Source organism: Nonomuraea sp. B19D2 (assembly GCF_040137845.1).
Taxonomy (GTDB): Bacteria; Actinomycetota; Actinomycetes; order Streptosporangiales; family Streptosporangiaceae; genus Nonomuraea.
In genome coordinates this window covers 80,802-100,515 of the sequence record NZ_JBEFAK010000039.1, presented here as the reverse complement: position 1 = coordinate 100,515, position 19,714 = coordinate 80,802, and the positions used below count along the sequence as shown (strand labels likewise).

Genomic DNA, 19,714 nt, shown 5'->3' with positions numbered 1-19,714 from the left:
GCGGCGATCTCCATGGACGCCTCGTCGACAGCGACGACGTCCCCGTAGGTCTTGCGCAGGGCCACCACCGACAGCGCTTTGCCGGTCGAGGTGGCCGGCTTGGCGCCGGCCACTCCGAGCGACGGCGCGGACACACCGAACTCAGCCACGAGCCCACCCCAGCCAGCGCTTGGTGACCGCCTCTTCGTTCTTCAGCCACCACTCGATGTCAGCGTCGAAGCCCTTGTCGTAGAACTGCGGCGCGCCGGCCAAGCCGTTACGCACCTCCTCGGTGAGCTTGTCGTAGGCCAGCGGGGAAGACGGGTTCGTCGGATACGTCATGGCCAGGCGGGCCTGCACCTCGGGACGGATCGAGTAGTCGAAGAGCTGGTAGGCGGCCTCCAGGTTGGGCGCGCCCTTGGAGATGGCGTAGCCCTGGAACTGGCGGCGGGCGCCGTTGAGCTGAGCCGCGACCGCGACGCCCTGCTTGGTCAGGTCGGCGAGGCGGCCGTGCCAGACGGTGGCCATCGTCACCTCCTGGCGGGTGAGCAGCATGCCGGGCAGCGGGCCGCTGTCCCAGAACTTCTTCACCTCGCCCCTGATCCGATCCATCGCCTTGAAGGCGCGGTCCACATCCAGCGGGTACAGCTTGTCCATCGCCACGCCGTCGGCCAGCAACGCGAACTCCAGCTCGGGCAGATCGGCGTCCGGATTACACATCGAACGGCCGCCCTGGAAAGCCTTGGCGTCCCAGAAGTCGGCCCACGACTCCGGCTTACGCCCACCGAACGCGTCGGTGCGGTAGGCCATGCACTGGGCGTAGAAGCTCGCGGCCACGGCATACTCGGTGATCAGATTCTCGGGCAGCTGGGCGGTCTTGAGGTTCTTGAGCCGATCCAAGTCCAGCTGCTCCAGAGCGTTCTCACGGACGAACTTGGCATGGTCCATCATCGAGTTGTCGATGAGGTCGACCTGAGGACGACCCTGCTTGATCTGGGCCAGCACCTGCGCGCCATCGAGGTTGGCGACCTGGACAGTGATCCCGGTCTCCTTGGTGAACGGATCGTAGATCGCCTTCTTCAGGGCCTCGCCATAGGCCCCGCCACTGTTACGGACGGCCACCGTCTTGCCGCCGCCGCCGCCGCCGCCGCCGGCGCCGCCGCCACCACTGGCGGACGAGCTCCGGCTGGTGCCGGTGCCGCAGGCGGCGAGCGCCGGCAGGGCGGCCAGCGCGGCGGCGCCCCGCAGCAGCGCCCTCCTTCCGATCGGCGAAGTTGTCATGGCGGTACCTCCGGGTGGGTCGTGAAGCATGGGTTGGGGGATGGTGTCGGGAATGTCAGGCGGGGATGGCGGTGGCGGGCATGCGGCCCGTCAGTCGTGCGGGGTGGCGATGGCGGCGAGCTCCGTGCCGGGGCGGACGGTGAGCCCGTTCATGCCGTAGATGATCTTTCCTGTGGCGGGGGCGGTGACCTTGTGCTCGGCGCCGTCGACGGGGTCGACGATCCGGCCGATGGTCTGGCCTTCGGTGACCTCGTCGCCGGTGACGGCGTCGGGGTACCACAGACCGGCAGCCGGAGACACGACCTCGCCCGTCCAGACCCACTCGCGCGGCGTGGCCACCGGCGGGGGGACGGGTCCGTCGAGGGCTCCCAGGTGGTTCAGCAGCCGGTGCAGGGCGTCCAGCAGGGTGCGCACGGTCGCCGGGTCGCGGTCGCCGCGCTGGCCGGTCTCGATGAGGACCGCCGGGATGCCGAGGCGGTTCGCGGCGGCGTGGCTGTTGCCGCCCTCGGCGGAGCGGCCGAACACCACGTACCCGTAGCCGACGGCGTGGGCCATCGCGCGATTCTTCGTGTCGAGGGTTTCGTCGCCGGTGAGGCGGTAGCCGACGAAGTCGAGCAGGGTCTGGTCGATGCCGCCGCTGTGCAGGTCGGCGTAGGCGTCGGCGCCGGGGATGAGGTGCTCGAACAGCCAGGCGGCCATCCGCTCGGTTGGCCCGCCGGCGGGGTCGCCGGGGAAGACCCGGTTGATGTTGACGCCGTCGAGCGGGGAGACGTTGAGGCGGCCCCCGAAGACGGCGGGCGGGTTGGCGACGGGGCAGATCGCGATCCGGCCGAGCACGTCGTCGGGCTGGAGCCGGGCCGCGAGCTGGGCGGTGGCGGCGATCCCGGCGAACTCGCCGCCGTGCACCCCGCCGGTGATGACCACGGTGGGGCCGGGACGGGAGCCGTGGACGAGGATCAGCGGGACCTCGGCGGTGGTCGTGCCGAGGTCCACGGTCACGGTGCCGCTGGTCTTGGCTCCGGGTTCGGCGGTCAGGGCTGCGATGGTCCAGGTCATCTCACACCTCGTTCAGGCGGCTGTGCGGCCGAGCGTCGTCATGAAATCGATGGGCTGGTCGGTGTGGCCGTCCAGCGCCAGGTCGGCGGCGATGTCGCCGAAGGCGGGGGAGAGCTTGAAGCCGTGGCCGGAGAAGCCGGCGAGCAGGATCACGTTCTCGTCGCCGGCGCCGGGCAGCGGGCCGACCAGCGGGCGGCTGCTCTCGGTGTAGCCCTCCATGTAGACGGACAGGCGGGTCGGGTCCGGGTACAGGTCCGGCAGGTGGCGGCCGAGCAGTTCGGTGAAGATGTCCAGTTCCTCCGGCTGGACGGTGCGGTCCAGCGCATTGGGGTCGCCGACCAGGCGGTGCAGGACACGCGAGAGTCCGATCTTGACGGAGACGCCGTCCGGAGAGGGCAGGCCGTAGCAGTGCGTGGGCGCCGTGCGGATGAAGGCGGGGCGCTCCTCGCCGAACCAGGCGTCGGTGGTGGGCGCGTACCAGGCGCTGACGATGCGGCGGATCTCCACCTCCCATGGCAGGTCGGGGAGCAGGTCGTTCACCCAGGGGCCGACGGTGACGACGACCGCGTCGAAGCGCTCGCTGCCGGAGTCGGTGCTGACCTCGGCCCCACCGGCAACCGGGGTGATCTCCCGCACCGGCGTGTAGCGATGGATGCGGGCGCCCAGCTGCTCGGCGCGGCGGGCCGCGGTCTGGACCGTCAGCTCGGGCCGGATGAAGCCGGCGCGCCGGTCCAGCACGGCCGCGTCACCGTCCTCCAGACGGTACTGCGGGAAGCGCTTGGCCAGCGCCTCGGCGTCGATCACCTCGTGGTCGAGGCCGTGCTCGGCAATGGACTGGAGGACGGTGGCCATCTGGTGGTGCTCCGTCGGCCCCATCAGCAGGCAGCCGGTCAGACGGCGCAGCTCCCGGCCGGTCTCCTGCTGGAGCTGCTCCCACAGGGCGTCGGCATGCTTGAGGATCGGCACGTACCGGGAGTCCTCGAAATGGGCGCTGCGGAAGATGCGGGTCTCGCCGCCGGCGGCACTGCGGTCGTGGCCGGGCGCGAACCGATCGTAGGCGACGACGTCGGCGCCGCGGCGGGCCAGCCGCCAGGCGGCCTGGCTGCCCATCGTTCCGACACCGACGACGGCGACGCGCTTCCTGGCAGACACGAGGGGTTCCTGCTTTCGTCTTCCGAGGGCGTGGATCTTGGACGCCCGAATATGGGGGGATTTGATTCCTCAGGGCGGCGGCTATGGAGCCTCGGCTCCACCGCCTGGGGAAGGGGAGAGAGGCTCAGGCCATTTCTCCCGTGTGTGCCACATAGTGGAACGGTGTGCTACAACTTGGCACGAGGATGGCAGTGGCTTGAGAGGTAGTCAAGGGGTGTACGCCAGGAATTTGCCAAGTGAACGGCGGGAAACCCATGGTCAGCGGCACGGAGCCGCCTGAGTCGAGGCTTCCCTCTCGACTACCTCTTCGAGACGGTTCCGCCAAGCGGTCGAGCTCGGTCGTGCGCTTGTAGACGCGCGGCGACACGCGAAGTGCAGCCTGAATCCAGGAATTCGGCGACGCGAGAACGCGTCGATGCGCAGCGATGGCGGGTGTGCGGCCACGGGTGCGGAAGCCGACCGACGTCTGTGCGAACGTCTGCGCGCCGTTGAACGACCGCGAGGGTGCCGTTCGCTTTCGCGGGACGGCTCACAGCCGCGTTGTTCAGGTTCGGCAGCGGCTGTCGCCCTGGACGGGCCGCACGAACCCGTTCCCAGATGTCATCTTCGGCGAAATCGGTATATCCCATGAGGGGCCTCCATGGCACTGGAAGATGGAGACGGGCCTGCGAGTGATCGTCGTCTCTCTGCCGTCCGTCGCTCCCGCCCCGACCATGGCAAAGTGCCTCCTGGCAGGCGCGGAGATTCCTTCAGAGGGGCGGAGGGCAGGCCCTTGACCTGCGCTCCGAGTGATGGATTCGGGAACGGTCGGCTCGAGGTGGCGGGGCCCAGCATCTCCATGCCACATTGTGGAACGGTGTGCTATTATTTGGCATTATTGAGACGCGGCAGCTTCCCCGTCAAGAGGATGTGCACCGGTGCTTACCTGCTATTTACCTGGGGAGATCTCGTGGAGATGAAGAGTGTGATGCGCAGCCTCCGCATTCTGGAGGCCGTCGCGCAGCAGCAGCCGGTGACGGTCGGGGAGCTGGCCAAGCACTTCGGTCTTCCCAAGTCGACGGTTCAGCGCACGCTGGTGACACTGCGCGAGGCCGGATGGCTGCGGGCCAGCCGGGGCGACACGACCCGATGGGAGATCGGCGCGCGGGTGCTGGCCGTCCGCCCGGCCGCGCTGCAGGGCTCCAGCCTGTTCGCCGCCGCGCGCGAGCCCATGATGCGGCTGCGTGACGCGGTCAACGAGACGATCCACCTGTCGGTGCTGGATGGGCTGCAGAGCATGGTCGTGGTGGACCGGGCCGACTGCGATCGGGCGGTGCGCACCTTCCACCAGATCGGTGACACCTCGCCGCTGCACGCCACCGCTGCCGGCAAGGCCGTGCTCGCCCATCTTCGCGCCGGCGAGGTGGCCGAGGTCCTCGCGCGCGGGCTGCAAGGCTATGGCGAGGCCACCATCACGGATCCCGACCTGCTTCGGGCCGAGCTGGAGCAGGTGCGTCGCGACGGCTATGCGGTGAACCGCAACCAGTTCCGTGTGGAGGTGTGCGCGATCGCGGCGCCCATTCTGGAGAGGGACGGCACACCGCTCGCCGCGGTGGCCGTCTCCATGCCGGACTCGCGCTTCGACCCGGATCGGCTGCCCGAGCTCGGGCGTACGGTGGCCGAGACCGCCGCCGAGATCATCGGCCGCCGCCTCGGCTGACCCGCTGACCGGGAGATCGCCCGGTCGATGACGGTTCCCCGGTCATGGAGCCGGGCTTGTCGGGGTGTCGGTGAGACTGCTGCCACCACGTACACGCGATTGCGTCAGTGCGAGTCGCGTGCGAGGCTCAGCCTTGCCGTTGGGACGCGCGTGCAGTGGCCACTCGGGCGAGGGGTGGTCCTGGACGACGTTCCTCATGACGAGGTGGAGGGTCAGTCGCTGGGCAGCCGGGCAAGCTGCTGGAAGGCGGCGGTGCCCTTGGGCCTCAGCCCGCTCCTGGCGGCGTTCTCGTTCCTCCTTGCTGGGGGGCATGCTCTCCCATGCGGACGCCTTTGAACGAGCCGCTCGTATCGCGTCATCAAGACCCCCATACCCGGCAGGCTATCCGCGCTCATCCATGGTGAGTACAGGGTGAGTAGGAGGTTGGCGCCCTCGCGGCGAAAATAGGAGGCGATCGCCTGACCGATCCCGCTCGATGCACCGGGCCACCGTCCTTGTCGCCGGGGAAGACGCGGTTGGTGTTGACGCCGTCCAGCGGGGAGATGTTGAGCCTGCCCCCGTAGACGGCCGGCGGATTGGCCACGGGGCAGATCACCAGCTCGCCGGCGACATCGTCCGGTTCCAGCAGTCCGGCCAGGCGGGTGGCGGCGTCGACGCCGATGAACTCGCCGCCGTGGACACCACCGGTGATCACGACCCTGGGGCCGGGACGGGAGCCGTTGACGAGGATCAGGGGAACGTCCACCGTCGTGGTGCCGAGGTCGGCGGGAAGGCTCCCGCGGGTCTTCTGGCCGGGCTCGGCACGCAGCGGGCCGATGTTCAGGGTTATGTGTTTCCTCTTTCGAGCTCAGGCCGCGGTGCGGCCGTTTGTGGTGATGAAGTCGATCGGCTGGGAGGTGCGGCGCTCCAGGGCGAGGTCGGCGGCGATGTCGCCCATGGCGGGCGAGAGCTTGAAGCCCTGGCCGGAGAAGCCGGCCAGCAGGACGATGTCGTCGCAGCCCGGCAGGGGGCCGACCAGCGGCCGGGTGCTGTCGGTGTAGCCCTCCATGAAGGCGGACAGGCGCACCGGGTCGGGGTTCAGGCCGGGCAGGTGGCGTCGCACCGCCGTGGTGAAGGTCTCCAGTTCCTCCGGTGCGACGGTCCGGTTCAGCCGGTTCGGGTCGTCCACCGGCTTATGGTGGGCCTGGGGCAGGCCGAGCTTGACGGCCAGGCCGTCCGGGGACGGGATGCCGTAGAAGGGGATGTCGCCGCAGCGGATGAAGGCGGGACGCTCGGCGTCTGCCGGGTGGTCCTCGTGGGGCAGGAACCAGGCGCTGATCGCGCGGTAGACGCTCACCTCCCACGGCAGGTCGGGCAGCAGGTCGCCCACCCACGGGCCGGGGGTGACGACCGCGGCGTCGAAGCGCTCCGTGCCGGTGTCGGTGCGGATCTCCACGCCTCCCCCGGCGACGGGAGTGACTTCCCGCACCGGGGTGTAGCGGCGGATCCAGGCGCCCAGTTCCTCGGCGCGCCGGGCCGCGGTCTGGACCGTCAGCTCGGGGCGGATGAATCCCGCGTGGGAGTCGAGGACCACCAGGTCGCCGTCGTCGACGCGGAACTGCGGGAAACGCTTGGCCACTGCCTCGGTGTCGATCACCTCGTGGTCGAGGCCGTGCTCGGCGATGCCGTCCATGACGGTACGCATCTCGGGGTGGTCGGCCGGCCCCATGACCAGGGCTCCGGTCAGGCGGCGCAGTTCCCGCCCGGTCTCCGCCTGCAACTGCTTCCAGAGGGCGTCGGCGTGCCGGACGAGCGGCACATAGCGGCCGTCGTGGGTCTGCACGCTGCGGAAGACCCGGGTCTCACCGCCTGCGGCGCTGCGGTCGTGGCCGGGCGCGAACCGGTCGTAGCCGACGACCTCGGCGCCCCGCGCCGCCAGCCGCCAAGCGGCCTGGCTGCCCATCGTTCCCACGCCGACCACGGCGACGCGCTTCCTCGCAGCTGACACAGGCCTTTCCTTTCGTATCGCCGGGCCGCAAGCTGGGCCCCGAGCGTGAGGATGCTTGGTGGCGGCTTGGAGGGGAGCGCGCCCTTGAGGCCCCCCACGCTCGCATTCGTCCCGGGTTCGGGGATACACCCCAGCCCTCGGATCCCTCCGTCGTGCCACATTGTGGTATAGGGTGCTACTATTTGGCACAAAGAATGGCAGCGGCTTTGGGGGGAGTCAAGAGGTCCAGCGGATGGCCGCGTGACTCGACCTCACCTCGCCCGTGACCTTGCCCGGTCCTCGTGAACTGGCGGATGCCGCTTCGTCCCGGACGGCGAAGCGGTGACCGCTCCCGCACGCATGGGGCGCTCCGCGCCCCCTTCCTCCTGGATTCCCGGGGCGGCTCTCGCCAGGGCTTGTCGGACCTTCGTTGCTTGGCGTCCCGTCTGGTTGCTGCCGCAGTAAATACCGGATTTACTGCCGCGATCGTGTCGCCGGACGCGGGTGAGCGAATCGTCATCACAACGGTGCAGATCGGCATGCCATGTGTTCGTTGCGGCATGGAGCAGGTGACAGGCCGGACAGCGAGGCTCTGAGTAGCCGCACCGTGGAGGGTGCGGCGGACTGCGAAGGAGCTTCACATGGGCCGATACGATCTCGCCCTCATCGGCTTCGGAGGCGTCAACCGCGCGCTCGCCGAACTCATATCCCAACGCGGGCACCGCCTCGCCGAGGACCTGGGCTTCACCCTGCGCGTCGTGGCGATCACCGATCTGCGGGCCGGTTCCCTGGTGGACACCGACGGCATCGATCTGGCGCCCCTGCTGGCGGCCAACCCCGGGGAGCTGAACTTCGCGGGCCTGCCCGGCGGAAGCGCTGATCCGCGCAACGCGTGGGTGATCCGAGAGGTGCCGGCCGACATCGTCGTGGAGGCGACGTTCACCGACCCCGCCCACGGCGAGCCCGCCCTGTCCCATGTGCGCTGGGCCCTGGAATCGGGCAAGCACGTGTGCACCACCAACAAGGGGCCGGTCGCCCTCGCCGGCCGGGCGCTGAAGCAACTGGCCGCCGAGCACGGTGTCAGCTTCGAGTTCGAGGGCTCGGTGCTCAGCGGCACCCCCGTTCTGCGCACCGCCCAGCGCCTGTTCGGTGGACTGGAGATCACCGATGTCCAGGGCATCCTGAACGGCACGTCGAACTACATCCTCGGCCGACTCGAAGAAGGCGTCGATCTGCCGGCGGCCATCACCGAAGCCCAGGACCTGGGATACGCCGAAGCCGACCCCACCGCCGACATCGAGGGCCACGACGTCCAGCTCAAGGTCATGATCCTGGCCAACGAGGTCCTCGGCGCCGACCTGCGCCGCGAGGACGTCCTCTGCGAGGGCATCTCCGCGATCACACCGCACGAGGTGCGCGACGCCGCCTCAAAGGAGCTGCGCTGGAAGCTGGTCGGCTCCGCCACCCGCCACCAGGACGGCAGCGTCGAGGCCCGTGTCGCCCCCCTCGCCCTGCCGGCGCACCACCCGCTCGCCGGGATCTACGGCCCGGTCAACGCGGTCTCCTTCCGCACCGACCTCCTCGGCACCGTCACGGTGTCCGGGCCCGGCGCCGGCCGCATCGAAACCGCCTACGCCCTGCTGTCGGACATCATCGCCATCCACCAGCGCCACGCCGTCGACGCCGCCGCGCCCACGCGCCCCGTTCTCCTGGAGACCCACCATGTCTGACACCATCGTGACCCCCGGCGTCGACCTCGGCACCGACACGGCGCCCGTGCTCAACCCCTACACCGGCGAGATCATCGCCTCGGTCCCCACCGTCGGCGCCACCGCCGTCGGCGGCATCCTGCAGCAGGCCAGGCGCGGGCGCCGCACCGCGGCCGCGCTCTCCCGCGCCTGCCGGGCCTCCTTCCTGGACCGCGCCGCCCGTCTGGTCGAGCGGCGCGCCGAGTCCTTCGCCCAGCTGATCGTCAGCGAGGCCGGCAAGACCATCACCCAGGCCCGCAAAGAAGTGGCCCGCGCGGTCAACACCCTCTCGCTGTCCGCGGCCGAGGCAGGGCGCAACGCCGGCGAGGTCATCCCCTTCGACTCCTATGAGGGCTCCGAGAAACGGCAGGGCTGGTTCACCCGCGAACCGCTGGGCATCATCGCCGCCATCACCCCGTTCAACGACCCCCTCAACCTGGTCGCCCACAAGCTCGGACCGGCCATCGCCGGCGGCAACGCGGTCATCCTCAAACCGTCCGCCCTGACGCCGCTGTCCGCCCTGCGGCTGGTCGACAGCCTCATCGAGGCCGGCCTGCCCGAGGAGGTCGTCACCGTCGTCAACGGCGATGCCGACATCGCCGCCGCGATCGTCGCCGCCCCCGAGGTGCGCATGGTGTCCTTCACCGGGGGATTCGCCACCGGCGAGGCCATCTCTCGCACGGCCGGCCTGAAGAAGCTCGCCATGGACCTCGGCGGCAACGCCCCGGTCATCGTCATGGACGACGCCGACCTCGACGCGGCAGTGGTCTCCTGTGTCTCCGGCGCGTTCTGGGCCGCGGGCCAGAACTGCGTCGGCACCCAGCGGATCCTCATCGCCCACGAGGTCTACGAGCGCTTCCGCGACGCCTTCGTCGCCCGCACCAAACTGCTGCGCGTCGGCGACCCCCTCGACGACACCACCGACGTCGGCCCTATGATCACCAAGGAGGCCGCGGCCGCCACCCGGGCCAAGGTCGACACGGCGGTGGCCGAGGGCGCGGTGCTGCTGTGCGGCAATGACGTCAACGGCTCCCTGTACACGCCGGCAGTCCTTGAAGGTGTCCCGGCCGCCTGCTCGATCTGGCAGGAGGAAGCGTTCGCCCCCGTCGTCGTACTGCAGCCGTTCACGTCTTTCGAGGACGCCATCGAGCAGGCCAACGCCATCGACTACAGCCTCCACGCAGGCATCTTCACCTCCCGCCTGGACCGCGCCCTGTCCGCGGCCCGGCTGCTGGAAGCGGGCGGAGTGATGATCAACGACTCCTCCGACTACCGGTTCGACGCCATGCCGTTCGGCGGGTTCAAGTACGGCAGCATGGGCCGCGAAGGCGTGCGCTTCGCCTTCGAGGAGATGACCCAGCCCAAGGTCGTCTGCGTCAACCACATCACTGACGTGGTGCATTGACCGCCTTCGGCGCCGAGCGCGACTCCGTGGGCAGTGGCGCGATCTGCCGGAGCGGTTCGGACCATGGAAGACGCGACGGGACGGACATGGTGGACCTCGTGGTCCAGGGCGGGCTGCTCGACCTGGAGCAGGCCACCGCGCTGCTCACTTCGGTGCCACCGAACTCCGCCCTCCTCGCGGGCGGTTGACCACCCCGGACAAGGTGAGCGCCGTGACCGTGTCCCGTACGCCGGGCATCTTGGCGATATCCTCCCAGATGCCCCGTACGCGTTCCAGCGAGGCCGCCTCCAGGCGCACCATGATGTCGAAGTCGCCGCTGAGGATCTCGCAGATGACGACCTCCGGAATGCGCTTGAGCGCGGCCAGGACATCACCACCGCGCATACGGTCCTGGCGGTAGACGAGTACGAGCGCCGAGACGACATCGCCGGTGTCGCCACCTGGGCGGACGATGGTGTAGCCGGCGATGTGTCCCTCGCGCTCCAGCCGTTCGATGCGCTGGCGCACCGCATTGCGGGACAGCAGCACTTTACTGGCCAGTTCTGAGTGCGAGATGCGGCCGTTGCCGGTCAGCTCGGCGATGATCTTCTCGTCGATGGCGTCCACAGCGGACCGTCTCCTTCGCGAATCGGACGAGGTCGCAAACCCCCACGGCAACCGGGGTGCCGCAGACCATGAGGCGGCGCGGCGGCGACACCCGCCCAGACCCTCTGCTATTCCGCGAGGCAACAGTCTGCGGTCGTTCCGGCTTGGCCGGGGCCGGCGCTTTCTACTCGCATCTGTCCGGCCTCCGGGATCCGGGCTCACTTCGGCGGGATCACCGCAAAGACTCGTGCACAAGATGGAATGATAGCCAGCCTAGTTGACGTGCACTAACGCAATCCCGTGTACCGGGTGACAGCAGTCCTCCCGACACTGCCTTGCGGGACATAACCTCGTGCCTTGTCCACGACGTTGCGCAGCGGACGGCCGGCGAGGTAACGGCTCAGGTTGTCGAGGAACAGCTCGGCCTGCGCCTCCCGCCAGCCGTGCACGTCGCCCGCCATGTGCGGCGAGACGATGACCCCGGGCAGGTCCCACAGCGGCGAGTCGCCGGGCAGCGGCTCGCCCTCGAAGACGTCCAGCGCCGCCCCCGCCAGCCGCCCGTGGCGCAGCGCGTCCACGAGGGCGTCCTGCACGACCAGCCCGCCGCGCCCCACGTTGACCAGCCGGGCGGTGGGTTTCATCGCCCGCAGCGCCCGCTCGTCGATCATCCCCCTGGTCTGCGGGGTGAGGGGCGCGGCCAATACGACGTAGTCCGCCTCGGCGAGGGCCGCCGGCAGCTCGCCGCCGCCGTACACGGTCCCGAAGTCGGGATCGCCGGACCTGCCGGTACGGCCCGCGCCGCGGACCCGCAGGCCGGCGGCACGCAGCTGGCGGGCGATGGCCCGGCCGATCGGCCCCGTACCCACCACGAGGGCGGCCCGGCCGCCGATCCGCTCGCTCTCCCGCCATCGCCATTCTCGGCGGCGCTGGTGGGCGAGGGTGGCCGGCAGGTCCTTGGCCAGGGCGAGGATCAGCCCGAGGACGTACTCGGCGATCGCCTCGTCGTAGATGCCGCGCGAATTGGTCAGGACGAGCCCGGGGTCGCGGACCAGCGCGTCGAACAGTACGTGCTCCACGCCAGTGGCGGCAACGTGGACCCAGCGCGGCGCGCGCGCCGTGTCCGGCCAGGCGGACGCGATGCGGGTGAACCCGGCGCCGCCCACGAGCAGCACGTCAGTGCCGGGCAGGGCGGCGGCCAGGTTGTCCTCGCCGACGTGGCGGACGTCGGCGAGTGCTTCGACGCGTTCGGAATGCGGCAGCGGCGTGCCGTCGTGCAGGGCGACCAGGAGGGGGCGGCGCACGGCGCTCACACCGGCACGGCCAGGTACTTGTACTCGAGGAACTCCTCGATGCCGACCCGGCCGCCCTCCCGGCCCAGCCCCGACTGCTTGACCCCGCCGAAAGGCGCCGCCGGATTGGACACCAGGCCGGTGTTGAGCCCGACCATGCCCACCTCCAGCCGCTCGCCCACGCGCAGCCCGCGGCTCAGGTCCCGGGTGAAGACGTAGCCGACCAGCCCCCATTCGGTGTCGTTGGCGGCCCGCACGACCTCGTCCTCGTCGTCGAACGTCAGCACGGCCGCGACCGGCCCGAAGATCTCCGTGCTCATCAGCCGGGATCCCGGGTCGACGCCCGTGAGGACGGTGGGCGGGTAGAAGCAACCGGGCCCGTCCGGGATCTCGCCGCCGACCAGCACCTTCGCGCCGCGCTCTACGGCGTCGGCGACCAGCTCGGCGACCTTGGCCCGGCCGGCCCGGTCGATGAGCGGGCCGACGTCGACGCCCGGCTCGGTGCCCGGCCCCACGACGAGCGACCCCATGCGGTCGGCGAGCCGGGCGGCGAACTCCCCGGCGACGGAGGAGTGCACGAAGAAGCGGTTGGCGGCGGTGCACGCCTCGCCCATGTTGCGCATCTTCGCCACCATCGCGCCGTCCACGGCCACGTCCAGGTCGGCGTCGTCGAAGACGATGAACGGGGCGTTGCCGCCCAGCTCCATGGAGGGCCGCACGACGGTGTCGGCGCACTGGGCCAGGAGCGTGCGGCCCACCTGCGTGGAGCCGGTGAAGGACAGCTTGCGGATGCGCCCGCCGCGCAGCAGTGGCTCGACCACCTCACCGGCGCGGGAGGTGGTGACGACGTTCAGCACGCCGTCGGGCAGCCCGGCCTCCCGCAGGATGTCCGCCAGCGCGAGGCTCGACAGCGGCGTCTGCGGCGCCGGCTTGAGCACCATCGTGCAGCCGGCGGCGATCGCCGGGCCGATCTTGCGGGTGCCCATGGCGAGCGGGAAATTCCACGGGGTGATCAGCAGACAGGGCCCGACCGGGCGGCGCGAGAGCAGCATCCGGTTGCGGCCGTCGGGCAGCGTGCCGTACGCCCCCTCGATCCGCACCGCCTCCTCGGAGAACCAGCGGAAGAACTCGGCCGCGTAGGCCACCTCGGCGCGCGCCTCCGCGAGCGACTTGCCCATTTCGGAGGTCATGAGCAGGGCCAGCTCGTCGGTGCGGGCGATGATGATCTCGTACGCCCGGCGCAGGATCTCGCTGCGGGCGCGTGGCGCGGTGCGCGCCCATTCCCCCTGAGCGGCGACCGCCGCCTCCTCGGCGCGCCGCCCGTCGTCGGGGCCGGCGTCGGCCACGTGGCAGAGGACCTGGCCGGTGGCAGGGTCTTCGACGGGCATGGTGGCGCCGGAGGCGGCCTCGGCCCACTGGCCGGCGATGAACAGCCGCTTCGGCACCTGTTCGATGGGTGAGGTCACGGTGAGCCTGCCTTTCATTCAGCTGAAGGTCTGTCTGTGTCTTCGAGTCCGGGGTCGAGGAGTTCGGCCAGGTGCAGGGCGGCGAGCCCGCGGTCCCCGCCGAGGTGCTCCACCTGGGTGGCGCAGCCGAACCCGTCGGCCACCACCACCGCGTCGCGCACCTTGTCCAGCGTGGGGCGCAGGGCCAGGTCGGCGACGGCCATGGAGGTGTCGTAGTGCTGGTCCTCGAAGCCGAAGTTGCCCGCCAGGCCGCAGCAGCCCTCCGCCTCGGCGATCTCCCGCACGCCGAGGCGGCGCAGCAGGTCGCGTGGCCGGTGCCCGGGGAACTGGGCGTATTCGTGGCAGTGGGTCTGCAATACGACCCGCTCGGGCAGTGGGGGCGGTTCCCATCCGGGGGCGGCCAGTTCGTCCAGGGCCGCCGTGAGCGTGCGGATCCGGCGGGCCACGCGCTCAGCGGCGTCGGTGCCGAGCAGCCTGGGGAGGTCGTGGGCGAGTGCGGCCGCGCAGCTCGGTTCGGGCACCACGATCGGCAGCCCCGCTTGCGGCCCGCCGGACCCCGTGTCGAGCCGCGCGACCGTACGCGCCATGACGCGGCGCGCCACGGCCAGTTGGCCGGTGCTGGTCCACGTCAGCCCGCAGCACAGCCCTGCTTGCGGGGCGGCGGGCAGTCCGGCTGAGGCGAGGACCCGTGAGGTCGCCGCCGCCACGCCCGGCCGGAACGCCGCGGTGAAGCTGTCGACGAACAGCAACGCTCGTGGTTTCCGTGCGTCTGGGGGAGCGGCGGCGAGGGCGGTGCGCAGGGCTCGCCGAGGGGCGAACGCGGGCAGCCGCCGCTGTGGTGTGATGCCGCCGAGCCGGGCCAGCAGCCGCCCGGCCGGGCCGCGCAGCAGGGCGTTGACCGGCCCGGCCGCGAGCGTGGTCACGCGGGCGACGGCGGGCAGCCAGCCCAGGGAGTAGTGGGCACGGGGCCGCAGCCTGCCGCGGTAGTGCCGGTGCAGGAACTCCGCCTTGTAAGTGGCCATGTCCACACCGGTGGGGCAGTCGGCCGAGCACGCCTTGCACGACAGGCACAGGTCGAGCGCGTCACGCACCTCCCGCGAGCGCCAGCCGTCCGTGACGGTCTCGCCGCGCAGCATCTCCTGCAGTACTCGGGCCCGGCCGCGCGTGGAGTCGCGCTCGTCGCCGGTGGCACGGTAGCTCGGGCACATGACGCCACCCGAATCGGCACGGCAGCGGCCGACGCCGACGCAGCGGCGCACCGCCCCGGCGAAACCGTCGCCGTCCTGCGGGAAGAGCGTCAAGGCCGACCACGCCCGCGCGCCCGGCGGCGTGTCGAGCGCCAGGTCGGCGTCCAGCGGCGCCGGGTCGACGATCACGCCGGGGTTGAGCAGGCCTTCGGGGTCGAACACCCGCTTGACGGCGGCGAACAGCTCCAGCATGCGGGGGCCGTACATGATCTCCAGCAGCTCGCCGCGGGCGCGGCCGTCGCCGTGCTCTCCGGACAGGGTGCCGCCGTGCCGGGTGACCAGCTCCGCCGCCTCGCGCAGAAACCGCCGCGCCACCGCCCTGCCGCCGTCCGTGGACCAGGCGAAGTCGATGCGCACGTGGACGCAGCCTGCGCCGAAGTGCCCGTACAGCACGCCACTCAGCCCGTGCGCCGCCAGGATGGCGCGGAAGTCCCGAAGGTAGGCGGCCAGGTTCGCCGGGGCGACGGCGGCGTCCTCCCAGCCCGGCCAGGACTCGCCGCCGTCCAGCAGGCGGGCGGCCAGGCCGGCGCCGTCCTCGCGCACCCGCCACAGCGAGCGGCGTTCCGCCCCGTTCTCCACGATCCGTCCGGCCACCAGCCGCCCCCGTGAACGGAGCACGCCCAGCAGGTCGCGGGCCCGGGTCGCTGGATCATCCGGGGCTTCACCGTCGAGCTCGACGTACAGCCAGGCGCGCCCGTCCGGCAGGCCGATGACCGAGCCTGGGCCGCGGCGGGCCCGCATGGTGGCGACGATCGCCTCGTCCATGCCCTCCACGGCGGTGGGGGACCAGCGCAGGATCTCCGGCACGTCCTCCGCGGCGGCGACCACGTCGTCGTAGCCGAGCACGAGCAGGGAGGTGGCCGCGGGTTCGGGCACCAGCCGCACGGTTGCCCCCGTGACCAGCACGCAGGTGCCTTCGGTGCCGACCAGGGCCCGGGCGACGTCGAAGCCGTGCTCGGGCAGCAGGTGCTGCAACTGGTAGCCGGAGACCTGCCGCGGGATGCGGCCCAGCTCGGTGCGGATCGGCGCCAGGTTCTCCTCGACGAGCCGCCGCAGCTCCTTCTCCAGCGCCGCGATCCGCTCGCCGTCGGCGGGATCGGCGGCGCGCAGTCCGCCGCGTTCCGCGTACGCCAGGACACCGTCGGCGGTGACGATCTCCAGGGACTCCACGTGGGCGCCCGTACGTCCATGGCGGACGGAGCGGTTGCCGCACGCGTCGTTGCCGATCATGCCGCCGAGGGTGCAGCGGCTGTGCGAGGAGGGGTCCGGGCCGAACGTCAGCCCTTCGCGCGCGGCTAGCGCGCGCAGGTCGTCCAGGACGACACCGGCCTCCACGCGGGCGGTCCGCGTCCGGGGGTCGATGTTCAGGACGCGGCGCATGTGGCGGGAGAAGTCCAGCACCACGCCCGGCCCGACGGCGTTGCCGGCCATGCTGGTGCCGCCGCCGCGTGCGGTGACGGGGACGCCGAGTTCGTGGCAGGCCCGGACGACGGCTCGCACGTCGCCGGCTGACCGGGGGAAGGCGACGGCCAGCGGCGGCACCCGGTAGTTGGAGGCGTCGTAGGCGTACTGCGCGCGCCGGCCCGCGTCCGTCTCCACGTCCAGCCCAGGAGCGGTCCGCCCGAGCAGGTCCAGCAGCTCACGGGCGGATGCGGGCCGGTGGGGCGTGAGCGAGGCGTCGCCGGGCCTGCCGGTCATCGGCCGGGCGCTCCGGCCCGCACAGCCGCGCTCCAGGCGCGGATGCCCTCGTCCACCCCCGCCTCGTCGATGACGAGGGCCGGGATCATGCGCACGACGTTGTTCCAGGCGCCGCACAGGAGCAGCAGCAGCCCCTCCTCGATGGCGGCCTGCTGGACGCGGGCGGCGATCTCGGGCGCCGGCTCGCCGTCCTCGGTGACGAACTCGCTGGCCAGCATCAGGCCGAGCCCCCGCACGTCCCCGATGCAGGAGTGCTCGGCGGCCACCTCCTCCAGCCCGGCGCGCAGCCTCTTGCCCATGGCCTCGGCGTTCTCCACCAGGCGCTCCTCGCGGACCGTGCGCAGGGTGGCGACGGCGGCGGCGCAGGCGACCGCGTTGGCGCCGTACGTGCCGCCCTGCGACCCTGGCCAGGCGCGGCTCATCAGCTCCTCGGAGGCCGCGATGCCGGACAGGGGGAAGCCGCTGGCCAGGCCCTTGGCCGTCACCAGGATGTCCGGGGTGACGCCGAAGTGCTCGTGCCCCCAGAACCGGCCGGTGCGGCCCACCCCGGTCTGCACCTCGTCCATGACGAGGAGGAACCCGTGCCGGTCCGCCCGTTCCCGCAGCCCTTCCATGAAGGCGCGGGTCGCCGGCATGTACCCGCCCTCCCCGAGCACGGGCTCCACGACGACCGCCGCCGTGTCGGCTGGTGAGGAGATCGTCTGCAGCACGTAGTCGAGCTCCCGGAGGGCGAAGCGGGTCGCGGTGTCCTCGTCCCAGCCGTACCGGTAGGCGGCCGGGAACGGGGTGACCACCACACCCGGCATCAGCGGCGCGAACCCCGAGCGGAAGCGGGTGCCCGAGGTCGTCATGGAGGCCGCCGCGACGGTGCGGCCGTGGAAGCCGCCGTGACAGACCACGATGTTGGGCCGGCCGGTCGCCTGGCGGGCCAGCCGCAGCGCCGCCTCCACCGCCTCGCTGCCGGAGTTGGTGAAGAACAGGCTGTCCAGCCCATCCGGAAGCACCTCGCCCAGCTCGGCGACCAGCTGCTGGAGCGGCCGGTGCATGACAGTCGTGTACTGGCCGTGGATGAGCGTGGCTACCTGTTCCTGGGCCGCGGCGACCACCCGGGGGTGGCAGTGGCCGGTGCTGGTGACCCCGATGCCCGCGGTGAAGTCCAGATAGCGGCGGCCGTCCTCGCCGTACAGATGGGCTCCCTCACCACGGACCGCCACCACGGGGGTCGCCTGGCGGAGGTGCGGCGACAGATTGGTCATAATCGTCTCCCGGCCTGCTGGTCATCGGTCGCGTTGGCATCCGAGCATGGCCGAGCGGCAGTGGCCGGGCAACGGCTGATGTGTCCGCCTGGCGACCTCGCTCTGGACGAAGTGTCAACCTGCCGTCTCAGCACGTCATCAGGGTCGCGTACCGTGGTCGCGGAGGGAGCAGCCATGACCCGGGCATCCGATCAGGTCCCATCGCCGGCCGCGGCGCCGGTGCGCGGCCGCGTGCTCACCGTCGCCGATGTGCTCGCCCTTCCCGTCTTGGCTGCCGGCCGGCCCCAGGTGGTCGCGGGCGAGTCACAGCTCGGGCGCTCGGTCCGCTGGGTGCACATCACAGAGCTGACCGACCCGGCCTCCTTCCTCAAGGGGGGCGAGCTGGTCCTGACCACGGGCATGCCGCTGCCCCGCGAACCGGCGCTGGTGCGGCGCTACGTCGACGAGCTGGCCACGGTCGGCGCCGCCGGTCTCGTCCTGGAACTCGTCCGGCGCTACCACCGCCCGCCTGAGGAACTGGTGCGCGCATGCAGAGCACATGATCTGCCGCTGGTGCTGCTGTCCAGGGACGTCAACTTCCTGGAGGTCACCCAGGTCGTCCACGAGCTCCTGCTCGGCAACCAGGTGGAGACGCTCCGCCGGACACAGGAGATTCACGAGACGTTCACCGGCCTGACCTTGAGGGGCGCCGGGGCCGCAGAGGTGATGCGCGCGGCGGCCGAGATGAGCGGCCGGGCGGTCGTGCTGGAGAACCAGGCACACCAGGCGCTGATCTGCGAGCCGTCGGCCCGCACCGTGGAGGAAGTCCTCACGGATTGGGAGCGGCGCTCCCGCGCGACGCCGCCGACCGACTCCGCGGCGGTGAGCGGCCCCGAAGGATGGCTGGTGTGCCCGGTGGAATACCGAGGGGAGCGCTGCGGGCGCGTGGTCATGCTGCCCGACCGCATCGCCATGGAGCTCACCTTTTCCGAGGTGGACACGTCGGTGCTGGAACGGGCGGCGATGTCCCTGGCGATCTCCCGCCTCATCCACCCGGCGGCCTGGGAGCGCGGAGCGCACCGCGGGGCCCTGCTGGACCTGGCAGAGCAGCGTTACCGGACCGCGGGCGAGGCCGCGGTCCGCACGGCGGCGCTCGGCCTGCCCGTCCGCGATTGCCGGTACGTCGTGGTCCTCGTGGACCTGCCCGGCGACGAGTCCCGCGTGAGCGTCGCGGAACTCGAGGAAAGCCTGGTGAAGGAGGTCACGGCGGCCGGCGTCCCCGCGCTCGTGGGTGAGCTGGGCGCCGGACGGATCGGTGTGCTGGTCGGTCTGCGGTACACCAAGCAGTGGAGGCCCCCGGTCGAGCTGATCGGCCGCGCCGCCATGGAACTGGCCCCGCAAGCGGTTGTGAGCGTCGGCTCGGAAGTGGCCGACCTCTCCCAGGCCGCGCGGTCCTTCCGAGACGCCTCTCACGTCGCGGAGTCGGCCCTGCCCGGCACATCCTCCCGCAAGCCTTACCACGAGCTGTCGGACATCGGGCTGCGGCAGCTGCTGTACGCGCTGCGCTCGGACGTACGCCTCCAGGGCTACGTGGAGCGCCAGGTGGGCCGGCTCATCGACCACGATCACCGGCACAACACCGATCTGGTGTCCACGCTGCGCCACTACCTGGACGCCGCAGGCAACAAGACGGTCGCCGCCCAGGCGGCGGATCTGTCGCGGCAGACGCTCTACCAGCGGCTTCACATCATCGAACGGCTGCTCGGCTCCGACTTGGAGTCCGGGCAGCGGCGCACCGAGCTGCATGTGGCCCTGACGGCCCTCGACGTCCTTCGGCTCGGCTCCCGCTGAGTGGCAGGGTTGGTTGAAAGCCAAACAGTTAAGTTAGGCTAACCTTATTTCGATCAA

At 71.2% G+C, this 19,714-nt stretch carries 15 protein-coding genes; 5 read left to right on the top strand and 10 right to left on the bottom strand.

Going from position 1 to position 19,714, the window contains the following annotated elements; all coding sequences use genetic code 11:
- Positions 1 to 141: 141 nt before the first annotated feature.
- The 3 genes from ABN273_RS44920 to solA (ABN273_RS44910) all read right to left on the bottom strand — a co-directional run bounded on the left by ABN273_RS44920 (position 142) and on the right by solA (ABN273_RS44910) (position 3,468).
- Positions 142 to 1,260, bottom strand: coding sequence for an ABC transporter substrate-binding protein (locus ABN273_RS44920; RefSeq protein WP_349455700.1), 1,119 nt, complete (start codon positions 1,258 to 1,260; stop codon positions 142 to 144).
- 90 nt (positions 1,261 to 1,350) lie between these two features.
- A complete protein-coding gene (locus ABN273_RS44915; protein WP_349455699.1) occupies positions 1,351 to 2,316 on the bottom strand; it encodes a succinylglutamate desuccinylase/aspartoacylase family protein in 966 nt (321 codons plus the stop codon).
- 12 nt (positions 2,317 to 2,328) lie between these two features.
- The gene (gene solA, locus ABN273_RS44910) at positions 2,329 to 3,468 is read right to left on the bottom strand and encodes an N-methyl-L-tryptophan oxidase (protein WP_349455698.1); all 1,140 of its coding nucleotides are present in this window, start codon (positions 3,466 to 3,468) and stop codon (positions 2,329 to 2,331) included.
- Between the two features lie 955 nt (positions 3,469 to 4,423).
- Here solA (ABN273_RS44910) and ABN273_RS44905 point away from each other — a divergent pair.
- Complete coding sequence (locus ABN273_RS44905) at positions 4,424 to 5,167, top strand: IclR family transcriptional regulator (RefSeq protein ID WP_349455702.1); 744 nt, start codon at positions 4,424 to 4,426, stop codon at positions 5,165 to 5,167.
- A gap of 391 nt (positions 5,168 to 5,558) precedes the next feature.
- Here ABN273_RS44905 and ABN273_RS44900 read toward each other — a convergent pair whose 3' ends face one another.
- The gene (locus tag ABN273_RS44900) at positions 5,559 to 5,912 is read right to left on the bottom strand and encodes a M14 family metallopeptidase (RefSeq protein WP_349455697.1); all 354 of its coding nucleotides are present in this window, start codon (positions 5,910 to 5,912) and stop codon (positions 5,559 to 5,561) included.
- A gap of 102 nt (positions 5,913 to 6,014) precedes the next feature.
- Entirely contained in the window at positions 6,015 to 7,154 is a 1,140-nt protein-coding gene (gene solA / locus ABN273_RS44895; RefSeq protein ID WP_349455696.1) for an N-methyl-L-tryptophan oxidase, read from the bottom strand.
- A gap of 620 nt (positions 7,155 to 7,774) precedes the next feature.
- Between solA (ABN273_RS44895) and ABN273_RS44890 the strand changes: the two genes are divergently transcribed.
- From ABN273_RS44890 to ABN273_RS44880, 3 genes are read left to right on the top strand one after another with little or no spacing between them, the layout of a single operon-like run.
- The gene (locus ABN273_RS44890; protein ID WP_349455695.1) at positions 7,775 to 8,863 is read left to right on the top strand and encodes a homoserine dehydrogenase; all 1,089 of its coding nucleotides are present in this window, start codon (positions 7,775 to 7,777) and stop codon (positions 8,861 to 8,863) included.
- Positions 8,856 to 10,286: an aldehyde dehydrogenase family protein gene (locus ABN273_RS44885; protein WP_349455694.1), complete on the top strand. Its 1,431-nt coding sequence runs from the start codon at positions 8,856 to 8,858 to the stop codon at positions 10,284 to 10,286. The genes ABN273_RS44890 and ABN273_RS44885 overlap by 8 nt, the downstream gene beginning before the upstream one ends.
- Positions 10,283 to 10,474, top strand: coding sequence for a hypothetical protein (locus ABN273_RS44880; RefSeq protein ID WP_349455693.1), 192 nt, complete (start codon positions 10,283 to 10,285; stop codon positions 10,472 to 10,474). The genes ABN273_RS44885 and ABN273_RS44880 overlap by 4 nt, the downstream gene beginning before the upstream one ends.
- Here the strand turns inward: ABN273_RS44880 and ABN273_RS44875 are convergent.
- The 5 genes from ABN273_RS44875 to ABN273_RS44855 all read right to left on the bottom strand — a co-directional run bounded on the left by ABN273_RS44875 (position 10,431) and on the right by ABN273_RS44855 (position 17,827).
- Positions 10,431 to 10,892: an Lrp/AsnC family transcriptional regulator gene (locus ABN273_RS44875; protein WP_349455692.1), complete on the bottom strand. Its 462-nt coding sequence runs from the start codon at positions 10,890 to 10,892 to the stop codon at positions 10,431 to 10,433. The two genes, ABN273_RS44880 and ABN273_RS44875, sit on opposite strands and share 44 nt — an antisense overlap.
- A gap of 266 nt (positions 10,893 to 11,158) precedes the next feature.
- Positions 11,159 to 12,172 carry a D-2-hydroxyacid dehydrogenase gene (locus ABN273_RS44870; protein WP_349455691.1) on the bottom strand — a complete coding sequence of 338 codons (1,014 nt, stop codon included), beginning with the start codon at positions 12,170 to 12,172 and terminating at the stop codon, positions 11,159 to 11,161.
- Positions 12,173 to 12,177: 5 nt separating this feature from the next.
- Positions 12,178 to 13,644 carry an NAD-dependent succinate-semialdehyde dehydrogenase gene (locus tag ABN273_RS44865; protein WP_349455690.1) on the bottom strand — a complete coding sequence of 489 codons (1,467 nt, stop codon included), beginning with the start codon at positions 13,642 to 13,644 and terminating at the stop codon, positions 12,178 to 12,180.
- Positions 13,641 to 16,571 carry an FAD-binding and (Fe-S)-binding domain-containing protein gene (locus ABN273_RS44860; RefSeq protein ID WP_349455689.1) on the bottom strand — a complete coding sequence of 977 codons (2,931 nt, stop codon included), beginning with the start codon at positions 16,569 to 16,571 and terminating at the stop codon, positions 13,641 to 13,643. The genes ABN273_RS44865 and ABN273_RS44860 overlap by 4 nt, the downstream gene beginning before the upstream one ends.
- Positions 16,568 to 17,827 carry an aspartate aminotransferase family protein gene (locus ABN273_RS44855; RefSeq protein WP_349455688.1) on the bottom strand — a complete coding sequence of 420 codons (1,260 nt, stop codon included), beginning with the start codon at positions 17,825 to 17,827 and terminating at the stop codon, positions 16,568 to 16,570. Before ABN273_RS44855 ends, ABN273_RS44860 begins: the two co-directional genes overlap by 4 nt.
- Positions 17,828 to 18,001: 174 nt before the next feature.
- Between ABN273_RS44855 and ABN273_RS44850 the strand changes: the two genes are divergently transcribed.
- Positions 18,002 to 19,657 (top strand): PucR family transcriptional regulator, encoded by a 1,656-nt coding sequence (locus ABN273_RS44850; protein WP_349455687.1) that lies wholly within the window; start codon positions 18,002 to 18,004, stop codon positions 19,655 to 19,657.
- Positions 19,658 to 19,714: the final 57 nt, after the last annotated feature.